Below are 15,972 nucleotides of genomic sequence, written 5' to 3'. Positions count from 1 at the left end.
CGTGAAAATCGTCATCTTCGGCGCGTCCGGCATGATCGGACAGGGCGTACTGCGCGCCTGTCTCCTCGACCCCGCCGTCACACGTGTGCTGGTGGTGGTCCGCAACCCGCTGGGCATCAGCCATCCCAAGCTGCAGGAAGTCATCCACCAGGACTTCACCGATCTGTCCGCCATCCACGGACAACTGGCCGGTCACGACGCCTGCTTCTACTGTCTCGGCATCTCCTCCGCCGGCCGCAGCGAGGCCGAGTACACCCGCATCACCTACGACTACACCCTCGCCGCCGCACGTGCCGTCTCCGCGTCCAACCCCGGACTGACCTTCACCTATGTCTCAGGAGAGGGCACCGACAGCAGCGAACGCGGCCGGACCATGTGGGCCCGCGTCAAGGGCCGCACCGAAAACGCTCTGCTGGCCATGCCGATGCACGCGTACATGTTCCGCCCCGGCTACATCCTCCCCCGCCACGGAGCCGTCTCCAGGACGCCGGCGTACCGGGTGCTCTACTCCCTCACCTCCTGGCTCTACCCGCTGCTGCACCGCCTCTCTCCCGGGCACACCACAACCACCGAGCACATAGGCCGCGCCATACTTGCCGTCACCCGGCCCGGAGCGGTCGAGCAACGGGTCCTGTACAGCCCGGAGATCAACCGACTGGGCGCCGAGAGCGGAGCCACAGCGACGAAGACGGGGTGATCGACCGCCACTTCACTGCGCCCGGGGGTGTTCACGTGATCCACGGGTGGGTGTGGCCGCGCGGCCACGCCCTTCCCGATGTCCAGAACATCGCGCCGACGCGACTGTTGTCAGCGAGCTCGTCAAGCAGGAGGGCGGCTGGCTGTTCGCCGAACACGGCCTGATGGTCGACTGGACCGGGGCGCTCGACTGGACCGGGGCGCGCCCCCTCCGTCGCCTGACTTGGTGCCGCTCCTCGCCGTCGTCCTGCTGGTCGGCTCCGCGCTGAAGCGCAGGCCCTGTCCGGTGCGGACGTCGTGGCCCTCGCGCTCGTCCTGCTCACCCTCGGCCTCACGGCCGTGGCTCTGCGCACCACCGCATCGTCGGCAGCGCACGAGCAGGACCGGCAGCTCGTACGTCAGCGCACAGTGATCACGGTCTTGCCGCGGGAGTGCCCCTCCTCCACATGGCGCATGGCCTCGGCCGTATCGGCCAGGGAGTAGGTCCTGCCGACCACGGGAGTGACCTGACCGGCCTCGATGAGCGCGGTCACGGCGAGCAGGTCCTCGTGGGCCGGGCCGCCAGGGGTCGCCGGGATGATCGGGCGCAGGCTGTGCCGAGTGACCGCGTTGACCGCGGCCAGTTTCAGCATGGAGCCGATCGCCCCGAACACCCGGCCGGGTGAGCCGCCGCCGTTGGCCACCAGGACTCCGGTCGGGGTGAGCGCCCGACGCAGTCGGCCCGGCGGAAGGTTGCCCACGTTGTCCAGGATCACATCGTAGCGGGCGCGTCCGTCGGTGAAGTCCTCGCGGGCGTAGTCGATGACGTGCGCGGCGCCCAGTGAGCGCACCAGTTCGGTGCTGCCGGCGCTGCACACCCCGGTGACCTCCGCGTCCAGGCCGGCCGCGATCTGTACGGCGAAGGTGCCCACTCCGCCGCCCGCCCCGTTGACCAACACCCGCTGCCCGGCCCGGACCTGGCCCACCGTCCGGATGCCGCGCAGTGCGGTCACCGCCCCCATCGGCGCCGCCGCGGCCTGCTCGAAGGACAGACGCTCGGGTTTGGGCACCACCAACTCCGCTGCGGCGCAGGCGTATTCGGCGAACGCCCCCGCGCAGAAGCCCAGTACCGGAGTGCCGGGCCGGGGCCCTTCTACGCCGGCGCCGACAGCCTCCACCACTCCGGCCGCGTCGATGCCGGCCACCCGGCACTTCGGACGGCTCAGTCCCATGCCTCCCATCAGCCGCGCCGCATAGGGGTCGCCGCGCATCATGTGCCAGTCGTAGGGGTTGAGCGCGGCGGCGTGCACACGAACCAGCACCTGGCCGGCCCCGGCCCGGGGCCGGTCGACTTCCTGCAGCCGCAGGATGTCCGGCGGCCCGAACCGCTCCTGGAGCACTGCCTTCATCGCCCTGCCCCCCATTTCCTCGGGCCCCGTCACGACCGACACATGTCCGCCGCGCGGGTGAGGGCAAGGTAGGCGTACGCGGTACAGCCGTCAATGGCCGCCGACCGGCGGGACGGGGCGCTCGGCTCACGGCGAGCCGTACCAGTCCGTCGCGCGTCTGTGGCGTGCCACGTCCCGTCACCGCGACGCAGCGGGCCGAGTTCGTGCGCGTGAGTCTGCGCACCCGCCCGTGACCGTCCGGGGTCCCCGCCCACTGGTAGTGGACGCCGTCACTGCTGAACTCCACGCGGGCCGCCGGGGCCGCCCCCGTCCTCCACCCCGCCTCCACCCACCGCACCGTGCTCCGTACTCCGGGCCCCGAGATCGACCACCAAGCGGGCGTCACTCCCCGGCTGCCACGCCATGTCCGGTCGCCGTCCACCGCTGCGTCCGGCCGGGACATCCCCGGCGGCAGCGGATTGGTCCGGGTGCTCGGCGCGGGCCGCGCGCACCTGCTCCGCGGTGACCGCCGTGCGGAACGGCACCGCCAGGCCGTCCACCGTGGCCCCGCAGTCCCACAGCCAGTCGCCGAAGGACGGACGGAATGGAGGGTAACCAGCGGGGCCCTTTCCTCATTCGGCCGGTGACGTCCGGGAGGGCGATACGCGCCCGGAATCACCTATGTCTCAGGTTCTTTTTGAGAGGGTCAAAGATCTCCTTATAATCTGCATGCGCATGTCCCCCACAGAGAGGTCCCCCGTGAACACGCTCCTCGGACGCCGGGTCCGCATCCTGGCCGCCATCACCGCGACGGCCGGGGCGGTGCTCGTGTCAGGCTGCACGTCGAGCGGCAGCGGCGGCACGGGCAAGTCGGCCGACGGCGGCGTCGACCTCGTCAAGGCGGGCCGGCTCACGACCTGCACGCATCTGCCGTACCCGCCCTTCCAGTCGGAGATCGACGGCAAGGTCCAGGGCTTCGACGTCTCCCTGATCGACCTGGTCGCCAAGGACCTCGGGGTGAAGCAGCAGATCCTCGACACGCCCTTCGAGAACTTCAAGACCGGCGCGTTCCTCAACTCCGGCGAGTGCGATCTGGCCGCCGCGGGCATGACCATCACCGCCGAGCGCAAGAAGAACGTCGACTTCTCCGACCCGTACTTCGACGCGACCCAGGCCGTCCTGGTCGACAAGAAGAGCGGCGTCACGTCCCTGGCCGATGTAAAGGCCAAGGGCAGGAAGCTCGGTGCCCAGGCGCAGACCACCGGGGAGGACTACGTGCGCAAGGAGGGCTTCGACCCCGTCTCCTTCGAGTCCTCCGACGCCGTCCTGAACGGCCTGCGCACCGGACAGGTCCAGGCGGTCGTCATCGACTACCCGGTGGTCCAGGGCTGGCTCAAGGACAAGGCCAACGCCGACGCCTTCAAGGTGGTCGGCAACCTCGACACCGGTGAGCAGTACGGCTTCACGGTGAAGAAGGGCAACTCCGAACTCCTCGCCGCGGTCAACAAGGCGATCAAGGACGCGAAGGCCGACGGCACCTACCAGAAGCTGTACGAGCAGTGGATCGGCCCGTACACCCCGTCCGCCGCCTCGCCGTCCGCCTCATGAGCGACACCACCGGCACCGCCGACGCCGAAGTCCGGCCCCGCAGAAGGCGTCTGACCCGGAGCCGGCGGCGCACGCTCTCGCGCGGCGCCCAGTACGCCGTCTTCGTCGCCGCCGTGATCGCCTTCGCGGCCACGGCCGACTGGGGCCGGCTGCGGAACCAGTTCGCGCAGGCGGACATCGCGCGGCGGATGTTCCCGGACGTCATCACCCTGGCGCTGAAGAACACCGTGCTGTTCACCCTGACCGGCTTCGTCGTCGGCCTGGTCCTCGGCATGGTCATCGCGCTGATGCGGCTGTCGTCCGTGGGCCCCTACCGCTGGGTCGCCGGGGTCTACATCGAGATCTTCCGCGGTCTGCCCGCCCTGCTGATCTTCATCTTCGTCGGTGTGGCCGTGCCACTGGCCTTTCCCGGCACGGAGATCATCGGCGGAACGTACGGCAAGGTGGCCCTCGCGCTCGGACTGGTCTCGGCCGCGTACATGGCGGAGACGATCCGCGCGGGCATCCAGGCCGTGCCCAAGGGACAGATGGAGGCGGCCCGTTCGCTGGGCTTCTCGCCGGCCCGGGCCATGATCTCCATCATCGTTCCGCAGGCGTTCCGGATCATCCTTCCGCCGCTCACCAACGAACTCGTCCTGCTCTTCAAGGACTCCTCGCTGGTGCTGTTCCTCGGCGTCACGCTGGAGGAGCGCGAACTGTCCAAGTTCGGCCGAGATCTGGCCAGCCAGACCGCCAACTCCACGCCGATCCTGGTCGCGGGCCTGTGCTATCTACTGGTCACGATCCCGCTCGGATTCGTGGTGCGCCGCATGGAGGCCAAGGCCCAGGGAGCCGTCAAGTGAGCACTGTCCCCGAGATACTCGTCCGCGGCCTGCACAAGTCCTTCGGGGACAACGAGGTGCTGCGCGGCATCGACCTGGAGATCGGCCAGGGCGAGGTGGTCTGTGTCATCGGCCCCTCCGGCTCCGGCAAGTCGACCCTGCTGCGCTGTGTGAACCTCCTGGAGGAGCCCACCGAGGGCCAGGTCTTCGTCGGCGGCACCGAGGTGACCGACCCCGATGTGGACATCGACGCCGTACGCCGCCGTATCGGCATGGTGTTCCAGCAGTTCAACCTCTTCCCCCACCTCACGGTGACCGAGAACCTCACACTGCCGCAGCGCCGGGTCCTCGGTCGGGGCAAGGCGCGGGCCGCGGAGGTCGCCGCCGAGAACCTGGAGCGCGTGGGCCTGTCCGAGAAGGCGGACGCCTATCCCTCCTCCCTCTCCGGCGGTCAGCAGCAGCGCGTCGCCATCGCCCGCGCGCTCGCCATGGGCCCCGAGGTGATGCTCTTCGACGAGCCGACCTCCGCGCTCGACCCTGAACTGGTGGGCGACGTCCTCGCCGTGATGCGCATGCTCGCCGACGAGGGCATGACGATGATGGTCGTCACCCATGAGATGAGCTTCGCGCGGGAGGTCGCCGACCGGGTCGTCTTCATGGACGGCGGGGTGATCGTCGAGGACGGCACACCGGACCGGGTCATCGGGAACCCCGCTCACGAACGCACCCGGCATTTTCTGTCCCGGCTCCTGGACCCCGCGAAGGCGCAGGTCGAGGAGGAGAAGGCGGACCGGGTGGGCAAGAGCGGATAGCGCCGAATCAAGGTGCGGTACATGAGCGATCGCGCGGTGCTGCGCGTGAAGGGACGGATGCTCGTCGGACGGCAGGAGGTCCGCGACGAGCTGTGGGGGGTCGGCGGCCGGATCTCGTACGACCGGCCCGTCGGCGCCCGTGACGTCCGTACCGTCGAGGACTGGGCCCTGCCGGGACTGGTCGACGGGAAGCCGGCATCCTCCCGGCCGCCGGTCGCACACCCCACGGCTACCGCACCTATACCTCGCTGCACGCGGGGGCCCTGCGCGCGTTTGTTGCCCTGGTGCCCGGCCACGGCCACCGGACGGCGACGTCGATCATGCGGGCGGTGAACGAGGGCGCGGCCGACGAGGCGTTCCGACTCATCGACGAGAGCCACGCACAACTCCTCGACGACCGGCGGACCCTCCGAGCCGTGGAGCGCGCCCTCCGTGACCTGGAGCCCACCACGGCGACCGAGCCGGCCACGGTGTCCAGGCCCGGCGGCACGTTCATCGGACCGCTGGCGGAAAAGCTCGGCATCCGGCCCGCGACGCTGCGCGCATGGGAGCGTGCCGGGCTGGTGCGCCCACGCCGCGACCCGCGGACCGGGTACCGCGTCTACGACGAGGCCGACGTACGGGACGCCCGGCTGGCCCACCAACTCCGGCGCGGCGGCTACCTGCTGGAGCAGATCGCCCCGCTGATCGCCCAAGTGCGGGCGGCCGGCGGGCTGGAGCCGCTGGAGGCCGCACTGAGCGACTGGCACGGCCGGCTGTCCGCCCGCGGGCGGGCGATGCTGACCGGGGCCGCCGAGCTGGAGGCGTACCTCCGCAAGCGCGGATGAGACCATGGCCGTCAGTTGAAGAGAGACTCCCAGGGCAGACATATCCAGGAGTGCCGCGTTGCGGGGACGGTCTTGGTCTGTCGCTCCATCCTCGAACTGGGCAGGTCAAGTCCACCCAGGTTCTCGGGCGTTGCCCGCCTGGGTGCCTCCGCCGGGAACGGCGCCGGCCGGGTCCGCCGCGGTTGTCACCTCTGCGGCTCGACAAGGATCTTCCCTGCGGGTCCGGCTGCCGGGTCTTTGAGGTGGTCGGCGAGTTCGCTGAGCCCGATGCGTTTCCCTACGGCCGTGCGCAGGCGTCCGCGGCGCACTCTCGAAGACCGGTGCGAACAGCCCGGACAGGTGCCGGCCGCCGTCCTTCTGAACGATGTCGCGCAGCCGGAAGAGCTCCACGCGTACGTCCCTGCGGCCGGTGAGGCACTCCGCCGAGAGCGGCGTTCCCGACAGCAGGCCGTAGTGGACGAACACGCCGCCGCCGGCCGTCAGCGAGAACACCTCTTCGCCCACGCCGCCACCGACGCAGTCGAAGGCCGCATCGACGCCGTGGGGGCCGATCACCGACCGCAGTTGTTCGCGCCACCCGGGCTCGTTCGTCCGGATCACGGCCCGCCATCAGGACGGCTCGGCCACAGTCCGCCCCGGTGTTCCCCGCACGACCCCGACCGGTGCGACACCACGATAGATGTAGGCGAAGCAGGCGACCTCATCGGGAAGATCGTCCGGCACAGGAACACACCCGGAACAATCGAGTCGCTTGTACTGCTGCCAGGCCCCGGCAGACCCCAGCGGCAGGACACGCCGGCCCACCGCCGCAGCGGGCACCCCCGGACCGGCAGCGTCGATCACCCCCACGCCCTCGAACCCCGGGACCATGGGAAACGAAGTCCGCGACCCGTAGGCACCCGAGACGGTGACCTCGTCCGAGGGTTGACGGTCGACGCGACCATGCGCACCACGACCTCACCCGTGCCAGGAGCCGCAGGCCCGTCCACATCACGTAGGGCCAGGACCTCGGCGAGCGGTCCGGGCGAGCCGGCAACGGCAGCCAGCAGTCTCCCTACCGTGCACCCGTCAGGACACCTCATCCTACGAACGAACCTCGACGACACGAACTCAACCGTTGATCAACTTCAGTGGCGCAGATCGATCCTCGGTGGCTCAGGACAACCACCGCCCGGGAGAGCTGCTGCTCCGCCAAGGCTTCCCCAGGGCAGAACTCCTGGTCCTCACCGCCTCATGGCACTGGCGTCGCTCTTGCGCAGCAGGCGGCGTTCCCGGATCACATGGTCGTCGCCCGACGCACCGATCTCCCGCGAACGGGCCGGGATCGCGCGGGCACTGCCCGCGGCGCGCGAACTCGGCTGCGAGTGACGATCGAACGATCTGCAATGCTCCCGCGTCCTAGGAGAAACACGACTGAGGGAGAGCACTGTTGCCGATCAGGAGACCGCGGGGCGCGGAGGCGGACCCGCTGGACGCGGCGCAGGCCGACCGGGTCCGCGCCGTCCTGGCCCTCGGAGGAGTTCCGCAGCACGACCTGCAGGACGGCCTCCAGCAGGTGCGGCTGCGCCTGCTGGAGCGCCGGGCGCGGGGCGAGGACCCGCCGCGGGACGTGGGAGCCTGGGCCGCGGTGGTGGCCTCGAACCTCGCGGTGGACTGGCACCGCACCCGGCACCGGCAGGAACGTGTCAGCGCGCGGCTCGGCCTGCTCAGCGCACCGGGCGACCGGGTCCAGGACGGCACGGAGAACAGCGTGCAGGCTCTGGCTGTCGCCGAGGGGCTCGACGCTCTGCCCGCCGCCCATCGGCAGGTTCTGGTCCTGCGTTACTACGCGGACCTGTCGGTGCCGCAGATCGCCGAGCAACTCGGCATCCCCCTGGGAACGGTGAAGAGCAGGCTGTACGCGGCGGCGAAACTCCTGCGTGAGCGGCTGCACGTGGAAGAGGCGATGTGAGGGTGGAGAAGAACGACGAGCTGATGGCGGTCCTGCTGGGCGAACCCTCACCCGCGCAGGCGGGGGATTCGGCTGACCGGTACGCGAACGCGGAACGCGACATGGCCGCCGTCCGGGAACAACTGCGCCGGATCGGGGACGGGCTGGCCCAAAAGGCTCCCGGACGGGAGGAATCCTCCCGGGTGCGCAGCCGACGGCGCGGTCGCCGACGGCTGTTCGCCCTCGTGGCGTCCGTAGCCGTGGCGCTGCTGGGAACAGGCACGGCATACCTCGTGGCGCACAACGGGACGATGAACGGCGAGTCCGCCGCCAAGCTCACGTACGAGGGGATCATCGCCTGCTCCAGCACCGTCGCCGAGGGCACGGTGGAACGGGTCGAGTCGGCGGGCGGGCACGACCGGTACCGGATCGTGCTGGACGTGGACCGCTACTACAAACCCGCGGGCGGCGAGCGGCAGCTGTCCTTCACCGACGAGGGCGCGAACGTCCGGGCGTACTACAAGACCGGGGTGCGCATGCTCGTCCTGGTGTCGAGCATTCCCGGAGAGGGCCCCGAGACCTACCGCGCGGGCGATCCGCCCTACGGCGAGAGCCCTTCCGGGGCCGCCCGCGACGCCCTCGAGGAAGGACGCCAGAGCGTCGAGCGGGCGATGCCGGAAGCCCGGGGCCTCAAGTGCAGCGGCGCCGGATGACCGTGGCCGTTCGGCTGCGGCAGGCCGAGCAACTGGCCGGTCGCTCCGCCGAGGGCCGCCTGGGCGATGTGCCGGGGACCCGCCGCCGAGGTGCCGGGCTTGTACACCGGTTTCGCCTCCCGCCGTGAGGCCTCCAGCTCCACGCTCCTGATGACCGAGAATGTTCCCCCGGTTCCCGGTCCTGTCCGCCGCGGCGGACAGGACCGGGAACCGCACCATGCGGACAAGGACGCCAGCGGACACACACGTAGTCGACGCGGCTCACGTACAGGGCAAGGCTTTGCCACCAGAGGCTCGACGCACCACCACCGCCCCCAGCGCAGGGTCCTGCACGAGTACCGGAAGTCTCGGGCATCGGTTGTGACGCCCCACCCGACTTCGTCACACCACCGTCAGCGCCGGGCCAGCGCCAGCACACTCAGACCGAACATCAAGACACTCGCGGATCCGCGAAACCCGCGCCCTCGCCGATGTCCACGAAATCGAACTCCCCGCGGTCGGGGCGTCGTACGAGAACACCGCTCCCGACATGGCGCCGTTCGTCGTGATGGAGGACGACCTGCGTACGGTACCCCCGTACTGTTGTGCGGCGGCATCGTGATGTGGCTGGTCACAGCCACTGGGCGGTGCGTGCCGAGCCGTCGTTCGGTGGTGGAGAGTGTCGTATCGGGCACGGAATGGTTGCGGCCTGGAGTTCTCGCGGCGTGGACGTCGGGTTTCCGGCAGCATGGCGAGGCATGGGCAGAGACCGTTACGTCGACTTCTTGCGCGCGTGGTCAATCGTCCTGGTGGTGCTCGGCCACTGGCTGATCACCGGCTTGGTCAGGGAGAGCGACGGACGGATCACCGCGCCTGAGCTGTTGGCGACAGTTCCTTGGACCCAGTGGCTGACTCTCGGCTTTCAGATCATGCCGCTGTTTTTCCTGGCCGGCGGCCACGCCGCGGGAGGCTCCTGGTCCCGAGCCCGCGCGGCGGGTGGTTCCGCGACTGGCTGGGTGGGGCGGCGCGCCTTGCGGCTGTTGCTTCCGACGGGCGCCTACAGCGGTCTTGTGCTGCTCGCCGTCGGCATCTGTGCGGCGGTCGGTGTGGACCCGGGCACGCTTGCACTCGTGGGCTGGGCGATGGCCATGCAGTTCTGGTTCCTTCCGGTGTACCTGCTGCTCAGCGCCCTGACGCCGCTGCTGCACGCGGCGCACCGGCGCTGGGGTCTGCGCGTTGCCGTCGTCATGGGCGCGGTAGCCGCGGCCGTTGATGCACTGGTGGTGACGGTGCACGCTCCGTATGTCGGTCTGGCTGACTATGTGCTCGTGTGGGGTGTGGCCTATCAGTTGGGCTTCTGCTGGCGGGACGGTCTGCTGACTCGTCGTCGGCTGCAGCCGGCCGTGATGGCGGTGGGAGGTGGGGCGGCTTTCACTGCGCTGATCGCTCTCGGGCCGTTCCCGGTCAGTCTGATCTTTGTGACTGGGCAGGTACCCAGCAACACCAACCCACCGTCGGTGGCGATGCTGGCCTGGGTAGTGGCCCAGGTCGGTGTGTGTCTTCTCGTCGCGCCGGCTGCGCGGAGGCTTCTGGACCGCGAGTGGGTGTGGCGTCTGGTGCAGCCGGTCGGTGGCGCGAGCATGACGCTGTATCTGTGGCACATGCTGCCGGTGCTGGTCGTGGCCGCCGCGTTCTACCTGACCGCCCTCGCACCTGAGCCCGCCTTCGGGTCCGCTGGATGGTGGGCGCTGCGGGTGCCGTGGCTGCTGGTGCTCGGGCTCGTTCTCGCCGGCTTCGTGGCGGCGCTGCGACCGCTGGAGCGGAAACTGGCCGCACTGTACGAACGGACCCGTCCGGACGCCGACCGGCGCAGTTCCTGGATGCCGTGGCTCGGCCTCGCCGTGAGCGTCGCCGCACTGTCCCGCTTCGCCGTGCGGGGTTTCGCGTACGACGGGCGGTTCCCGTTCCTGCCCTCGCTGGGCCTGGCCCTGGGCATGGGTCTGTTGCTGCTGCCGGGCCGGACAGCACCCGATCATCCCGCGCAGCACGAGGACACCCTGAAGGAGGCTGCCTGAGCCGGCTCACGGGGACCCCCTGTATCTGCGGTCTCAGCCGGTGGTTGCCCCGATCTTTGTCGACGACGGCAAGTGGGAGGCGGCCACGGACGCCGTGACGTCCTTGCGGGCCAGGGCCTGCCGGGCACCCTGCCGACCGCGCACCGCCGCCGGATCGGCACTCCAAGGAGGTCCCGTGCCCCGGGGCCCGTTCCGACAGGGCGTAGCTGGTACTGCGCCGGTTCCGCGAACGCGCAGTCCGCGCACTGCCTGCCTGGCCTGCGACGTTTTATAGGGGGCAGGTCGGCACGCTGTGCCATCGCTCCAGCCGGACATTGGGCTGCCGCGGCAAGAGCCGGGTAGGACGGCATAAACGTGCGATCGTGCGCACGTTGCGCACCGCACGCATGCAGTTCGCCCGGGGTCACAAGCCGTACGCGGTGAGGGAACTCGAGTTGAGGTGCTGGCGTGGGCAAGCGAGCCTCGTCCGGGCTGTCGATGTGTCACCGTCGCTTGTGCACGGGCTCGTCAGCTGGATGGCGGTGTGACCTGCGCCGATACTGCGGGCTGGATGGATCGCGCGAGCACGCGGGCCGGGTGAGGGGGCGTCATGGGGCCCGGCCTTGGGGCCCTCACCCCCTTGGAACGGTGGCCCGGTCCAAACCGGATGGCGGCCGGCTTGGGCACAAGGACCTGACAGGGCGGGTTGCCGTGATCCGGTCCGCGGCCCGCCCGTCCCGGAATCTGATGAGTCGTCCGCGGCAGCATTTCCAGGCGACCCGCTGCCGCATGGGTGAGCAGGCGTCAGGGATCACCTTGAAGGCCTAATGCCTCATCAATCTGTCCGACCTTTTAAGAAGATTGACAGACCGTCAGCACTTGCAGAGCCGGGTCTGGGGGTGCTCTGGGTACCCCGTTCGGCTCCCCCACGCCAGCCCTTCCGATGCGCCCGAAATGACAGCTTTGGGGGCGGTCATTACGTTCAATCACACGTCGGCTGTCACAGCCGGCCCCTCAGAGAGAGGAGCAAGGCATCATGATCATGACCCGTTCCACCGCAGTCACCGCGGCCATTGCCGCCGCTTCCGCACTCGCCGCGACCGGCATCACCTACGCCGCCGCCACTCCCGCATCGGTCCCCCAGACGGCCCCGGCCGTCGCCCAGCAGGCAGCCGCTCCGGACTACGCCCCGATGGGCGGCGAGGGCGGACAGGGCAAGGGCAACGAGGGCGGCGGCCGCGGCGGCGAAGGCGGTGAAGGCGGCGAGCACGGCGAGCGCGGCGAGCGCGGCGAGCACGGCAAGCGCCGCCACCACGAGATCGGCAGGATCCACATCAACGAGCGGACGTACTCCGCCGCCCCGGACGGCTGCATCACCGTGGTCAGCGGCCTGGGCTCCAAGAGCCTCAACATCCGCAACGAGAGCAAGCGGACCGTCGAGGTCTTCCGCGGCGCGACCTGCGACAACGGCGCCCCCGTCGCCACGGTCGGCCCCCGCAGCGAAGCCAACGGCGTCAAGGTGCACCACACCAAGGGCGTCCACGTCAAGGACGGAATCGTGGCCAGCATCCGGGTGGTCGGTCACCACAAGGGCGACTTCGACTTCGACGACTTCGGCTTCGACGACTTCTAAACCCAGCCTCATCAAGCGAACCATCTAGAATCCCGGCCCGCCGCAATCGGGCCGGGATTCTGGTCTCAGTCCCCCCGGGCACCGGCACGTGGCGCCCACACCCGACCGTTGCTTCACGGTCCACGCGCCTTTCACGCATACTAAAACCGGCCCGAAGGCGCTGCGGGGCTGCCCGCGCCGGCCACCTCCCACCTCATCGGTTCACCCCCGAGCAGACTCCCGCTGAAACACCCCCAGTTGGCGGTGTTCTCCAATAGCGTCCACTGGTCTTGCCCGCGGCGCCCAGGTGAGCCCGAACGGGTGACGTAGGGCGAAAGCCGCACATCCGGGGCCCCTCCCCCGGCCCCCGCATATCGCCGCCGACCGGGGAGCCGGCCCGGGCCGGTCATGATCGAGCGGACCACTCGGCGGTAGCCGCCCGGCGGGCTGGGGCTTCAGGCAGCGGCCCGGCCAGGGCCTGCACCCGCTGCGCGATCCGGACGTCCCAAGCTATGACGACGGCGAAGAGGGATAGGGGACCTTGGGGGCAATGGATACAGCGTTGGACTCTCCCACCGTGAGAGAGTCCACCATGATGGCGTGCAAGCCGAACTGCCCCTACTTGAGGCCTATCTCGTCGGGCCGATGTCACGTCCGCTGGAGTGGTGTATCGATGGCCACTCGGTGATCTCGTCTTTGAGGCTATGCGGTGAGTTCGGTGGGCAGGACGGTGTCGTCGGTTTCTGACTCGATCGGGTGGAGGCCGGCTTTGGCGAGGAGTTCTCGTCCCATGTAACGGCGGGCCTCGGTCCACTCGTCGTTCTGCTCGGCCAGGACCGCACCGACGAGCCGGATCACAGCGGTGCGGTCGGGGAAGATGCCGACCACGTCGATGCGACGCCGGATCTCCTTGTTCAGCCGCTCCTGCGGATTGTTCGACCAGATCTGCCGCCAGATCCCGCGGGGGAAGGCGGTGAAGGCCAGGAGGTCATGCTGGGCGGCGGGTTTGGGGAACTTGGCCTCCAAGGCGTCCAGGACGTGTGTCATCTGGGCCTTCACCGCGTCGGTGTCGGGCTGTTCGAAGACGGTCCGCAGCAGGGTGGCCACCCACGGCTGGGCCGATTTCGGAACTTGGCTCAGCAGATTGCGGGCGTAGTGAGTGCGGCAGCGCGACATGCCCGGAAGCAGCTACGGCCGGATGGAGTATGGCGGTCAGGCCGCCGCGCGAGCGGCCAGCGCGTGATCGTCGGACTCGACTGCCAGACCGTTCGCGGCCGCCACCAGATCGCGTCGCGGCGGTCCCTCGGCCGCCGGTCCATCTTCGTCGGCGGCGGCAGCAACGGCTCCAGCCGCTCCTCCTGGTCGTCTGTCAGATCCCCACGAGCCACCTCGGAATCACTCCACGACCTTGATCAACATTTCAAACAGATACTCCTTGCGACAAGCCGTCAACTCATGCGAGCGCTTCTCCCTCGCGCTTCGGGAGCTGAAGGACTTGCTGTGCGAGGTGCACTTGGCAGGCAGGCAGCCGGCGCTTCCAACCTGGATGAGACCACCGCCGACAACGCCGTTCGATGATGACGAGTTGGCCGGAGCCGACCGAGACGGACACCGTCCACCCCTGCATCAGCGACCCGTCCTCGCCGCCCCCGGCAGGCGGACGCCGTGCCCGTGGCCACCGTGCCGTCCCGCCGGAGGCTGCCGGGCCCCACGAGAGGGGCAGGATCTGGCCGGGCGAGTGGGCCATCCGACGCGACCCTGGCCGACAATCGCGGACATCGCCCCGCATACCGTGGTGTGGCTGAACGAAGCCCCCGCTCCTCGACCCGGACCCGCTCCGGAGAAGGAGGATGCAGCAGGTCTGCGCAGCCCGCCCCACGACCGAAACCCTGGTGCTGGTGCCGACCCACCTTGCAGCCCGAGCACTGGCGGACTCTGATGACCCGCGCCCCGGACCGGCATGCTCACGCCCGCCCGACCGCTGCACAGTCATGAGATCGACGCGCCGGACCCGTTCACCGGCGCCGACCTGGCCACGCTCACCAGCACCCCCGACGTCGGCCCCCGGCCAGTAGAGACCGCCGCTCCATGAACGTGCCCGTAGCAGGATAACGACGCCGAGCAGCGGCACCCCGACCTCACCTGCTGCCTTCAGCGCACGGACAAGCGGCTCCTGCCCGCGGCATCACGGCGGAGTGACCGCACTCCCATCGGCGGACCTGCCGAACACCGACGCCCGCCGGGTGAGGGGCCGTCATAGGCTCGACCTTCCGGCCCTTCGGCCCCTCACCCCCTGACCACGGCACGATGGCCCAGCCCCCGAAATCTGGTGAGCCCTTCGCACCGGCTTTTCCAGCCGACCCGCTGCCGCACGGGTGATCAGGCATCAGAGATCACCTTGAAGGCCTAATCCCTCATCAATCTGCCCAGGATTTTCGACAGATTGACGTGCCGTCAGCAGTCAGAGAGGCGGGTCTGCGGGTGCTCTGGGTACCCCATTCGGCTCCCCCTCACCAGCCATTCCGATATGCCCGAAATGACAGCCTTGGGGGCGGTCAGTACGTTCATTCACACACCGGCTTCCAAAGCCGGCCTCTCTGAGAAGGAGCAAGACACCATGATCATGACCCGTTCCAAGGTCGTCACCGCGGCCGTCGCCGCCGCTGCCGCACTCGCCGTGACCGGCATCACCTACGCCACGGCCGCCCCCGCACCCGAGGCGGCCCCGGCCGTCGTCCAGCAGGCCCCCGCCCCGGCCTACGCCCCGATGGGCGGCGAGTCCGGACAGGGCAAGGGCAACGAAGGCGGCGGCCGCGGCGGCGAAGGCGGCGAAGGTGGCGAGCGCGGCGAGCGCGGCGAGGGTGGCAAGCGCCACCACGAGATCGGCAGAATCTTCATCAACGAGCGGTCGTTCTCCGCCCACCCCGACGGCTGCATCACCGTGGTGAGCGGCCTGGGCTCCAAGAGCTTCAACATCCGCAACGACAGCAAGCGGACCGTCGAGTTCTTCCGCGGCGCGACCTGCGACAACGGCGCCCCCGTCGCCACCGTCGGCCCCCACAGCGAAGCCAACGGCGTCAAGGTTCACCACACCAAGGGTGTCCACGTCAAGGACGGAGTGGTGGGCAGCTTCCGGGTGGTCAAGCGCCACCACGGTGAAGACTTCGACTTCTAAACCCAACCGCACCATGAGCACCACATAGAACCCCGGCCCGCCGTAATCGGGCCGGGGTTCCGGCCTCAAACCCCCAGGGCACCCGGTACGCGGCGCCCACCTGCCCCTTGCCCCAAGGTCCACGCACCTTGCACGCCATCCTAGAACCCGCCAGAAAGCGCTGCGAGGCCGCCCACTCCGGCGTCCTCCCACTTCACCGGTTCACTCCCAAGGGGATTCCCGCTGGAACGCACTCCAGTTGGCGGCGTTCCCCAGCAACGGCCACCGGCCCCGCCGCAGTGGCCGGGTGAGCCCGAACGAGTGACGAAGGCGCGCAACCCGCATATCCGGTGCGACTCCCGTCACCTGGCCCGTGACCGTAAGCAAAGCACATGGCGC

Annotated in this window: 13 protein-coding genes and 3 pseudogenes; 12 read left to right on the top strand and 4 right to left on the bottom strand. The window is 69.6% G+C overall.

Annotation, left to right across the window (positions count from 1 at the left end; translation table 11 throughout):
* Position 1: 1 nt before the first annotated feature.
* Positions 2-697, top strand: a complete 696-nt coding sequence (locus ACFY3J_RS32225; protein ID WP_390842292.1) for an NAD-dependent epimerase/dehydratase family protein — start codon at positions 2-4, stop codon at positions 695-697.
* 397 nt (positions 698-1,094) lie between these two features.
* On the opposite strand, the gene ACFY3J_RS32220 is transcribed toward ACFY3J_RS32225, so the two are convergent.
* Both ACFY3J_RS32220 and ACFY3J_RS32215 read right to left on the bottom strand, forming a co-directional pair.
* The gene (locus tag ACFY3J_RS32220; protein WP_384183389.1) at positions 1,095-2,084 is read right to left on the bottom strand and encodes an NAD(P)-dependent alcohol dehydrogenase; all 990 of its coding nucleotides are present in this window, start codon (positions 2,082-2,084) and stop codon (positions 1,095-1,097) included.
* Between the two features lie 461 nt (positions 2,085-2,545).
* Positions 2,546-2,671 (bottom strand): annotated as a pseudogene (locus ACFY3J_RS32215) (alanine--glyoxylate aminotransferase family protein); the annotation flags it as partial.
* 151 nt (positions 2,672-2,822) lie between these two features.
* Between ACFY3J_RS32215 and ACFY3J_RS32210 the strand changes: the two are divergent.
* The 5 genes and pseudogenes from ACFY3J_RS32210 (at position 2,823) to ACFY3J_RS32190 (ending at position 6,131) form a co-directional block, all read left to right on the top strand.
* On the top strand, positions 2,823-3,671 hold the full coding sequence (locus tag ACFY3J_RS32210; RefSeq protein ID WP_384183430.1) for a transporter substrate-binding domain-containing protein: 849 nt from the start codon (positions 2,823-2,825) through the stop codon (positions 3,669-3,671).
* On the top strand, positions 3,668-4,513 hold the full coding sequence (locus tag ACFY3J_RS32205) for an amino acid ABC transporter permease (protein ID WP_384183392.1): 846 nt from the start codon (positions 3,668-3,670) through the stop codon (positions 4,511-4,513). Before ACFY3J_RS32210 ends, ACFY3J_RS32205 begins: the two co-directional genes overlap by 4 nt.
* Positions 4,510-5,304: an amino acid ABC transporter ATP-binding protein gene (locus ACFY3J_RS32200; protein WP_384183395.1), complete on the top strand. Its 795-nt coding sequence runs from the start codon at positions 4,510-4,512 to the stop codon at positions 5,302-5,304. The genes ACFY3J_RS32205 and ACFY3J_RS32200 overlap by 4 nt, the downstream gene beginning before the upstream one ends.
* Before the next feature lie 21 nt (positions 5,305-5,325).
* A pseudogene (locus ACFY3J_RS32195) lies at positions 5,326-5,490 on the top strand (amidohydrolase); the annotation flags it as partial.
* The gene (locus ACFY3J_RS32190) at positions 5,466-6,131 is read left to right on the top strand and encodes a TioE family transcriptional regulator (protein WP_384183398.1); all 666 of its coding nucleotides are present in this window, start codon (positions 5,466-5,468) and stop codon (positions 6,129-6,131) included. The pseudogene ACFY3J_RS32195 and the gene ACFY3J_RS32190, both read left to right, overlap by 25 nt.
* A 609-nt stretch (positions 6,132-6,740) precedes the next feature.
* Here the strand turns inward: ACFY3J_RS32190 and ACFY3J_RS32185 are convergent.
* Entirely contained in the window at positions 6,741-7,001 is a 261-nt protein-coding gene (locus ACFY3J_RS32185; RefSeq protein WP_384183401.1) for an alcohol dehydrogenase catalytic domain-containing protein, read from the bottom strand.
* A gap of 559 nt (positions 7,002-7,560) precedes the next feature.
* On the opposite strand from ACFY3J_RS32185, the gene ACFY3J_RS32180 reads away from it, so the two are divergent.
* From ACFY3J_RS32180 to ACFY3J_RS32165, 4 genes are all read left to right on the top strand, one after another.
* Positions 7,561-8,082 carry an RNA polymerase sigma factor gene (locus ACFY3J_RS32180; protein WP_384187986.1) on the top strand — a complete coding sequence of 174 codons (522 nt, stop codon included), beginning with the start codon at positions 7,561-7,563 and terminating at the stop codon, positions 8,080-8,082.
* A gap of 2 nt (positions 8,083-8,084) precedes the next feature.
* Entirely contained in the window at positions 8,085-8,774 is a 690-nt protein-coding gene (locus ACFY3J_RS32175; RefSeq protein WP_390842291.1) for a hypothetical protein, read from the top strand.
* A gap of 737 nt (positions 8,775-9,511) precedes the next feature.
* A complete protein-coding gene (locus tag ACFY3J_RS32170; protein WP_390842290.1) occupies positions 9,512-10,828 on the top strand; it encodes an acyltransferase in 1,317 nt (438 codons plus the stop codon).
* 1,015 nt (positions 10,829-11,843) lie between these two features.
* Positions 11,844-12,440, top strand: a complete 597-nt coding sequence (locus ACFY3J_RS32165; RefSeq protein WP_390842289.1) for a hypothetical protein — start codon at positions 11,844-11,846, stop codon at positions 12,438-12,440.
* A 681-nt stretch (positions 12,441-13,121) separates the two neighbouring features.
* On the opposite strand, the pseudogene ACFY3J_RS32160 reads toward ACFY3J_RS32165, so the two are convergent.
* Positions 13,122-13,604: pseudogene (locus ACFY3J_RS32160) on the bottom strand (transposase); the annotation flags it as partial.
* A 775-nt stretch (positions 13,605-14,379) separates the two neighbouring features.
* Between ACFY3J_RS32160 and ACFY3J_RS32155 the strand changes: the two are divergent.
* Together ACFY3J_RS32155 and ACFY3J_RS32150 are read left to right on the top strand one after the other, a co-directional pair.
* Entirely contained in the window at positions 14,380-14,511 is a 132-nt protein-coding gene (locus ACFY3J_RS32155; RefSeq protein ID WP_384187976.1) for a hypothetical protein, read from the top strand.
* A 525-nt stretch (positions 14,512-15,036) separates the two neighbouring features.
* Entirely contained in the window at positions 15,037-15,594 is a 558-nt protein-coding gene (locus ACFY3J_RS32150) for a hypothetical protein (protein WP_390842288.1), read from the top strand.
* The last annotated feature ends 378 nt before the right edge of the window (positions 15,595-15,972 follow it).

Origin of the sequence: Streptomyces sp. NPDC001231, from assembly GCF_042896885.1 — a bacterium.
GTDB lineage: Bacteria > Actinomycetota > Actinomycetes > Streptomycetales > Streptomycetaceae > Streptomyces.
The sequence above is the reverse complement of the archived record's forward strand: the minus strand, read 5'-3'. Positions and strand labels throughout refer to the sequence as shown.

What these genes read in the sequence shown, in the direction of transcription:
- ACFY3J_RS32220 (WP_384183389.1), bottom strand. Translation starts at nt 2,084, where the DNA reads ATGAAGGCAGTGCTCCAGGAGCGGTTCGGGCCGCCGGACATCCTGCGG.
- ACFY3J_RS32205 (WP_384183392.1), top strand. Translation starts at nt 3,668, where the DNA reads ATGAGCGACACCACCGGCACCGCCGACGCCGAAGTCCGGCCCCGCAGA.
- ACFY3J_RS32185 (WP_384183401.1), bottom strand. Translation starts at nt 7,001, where the DNA reads ATGGTCCCGGGGTTCGAGGGCGTGGGGGTGATCGACGCTGCCGGTCCG.
- ACFY3J_RS32170 (WP_390842290.1), top strand. Translation starts at nt 9,512, where the DNA reads ATGGGCAGAGACCGTTACGTCGACTTCTTGCGCGCGTGGTCAATCGTC.
- ACFY3J_RS32165 (WP_390842289.1), top strand. Translation starts at nt 11,844, where the DNA reads ATGATCATGACCCGTTCCACCGCAGTCACCGCGGCCATTGCCGCCGCT.
- ACFY3J_RS32155 (WP_384187976.1), top strand. Translation starts at nt 14,380, where the DNA reads ATGCTCACGCCCGCCCGACCGCTGCACAGTCATGAGATCGACGCGCCG.
- ACFY3J_RS32150 (WP_390842288.1), top strand. Translation starts at nt 15,037, where the DNA reads ATGATCATGACCCGTTCCAAGGTCGTCACCGCGGCCGTCGCCGCCGCT.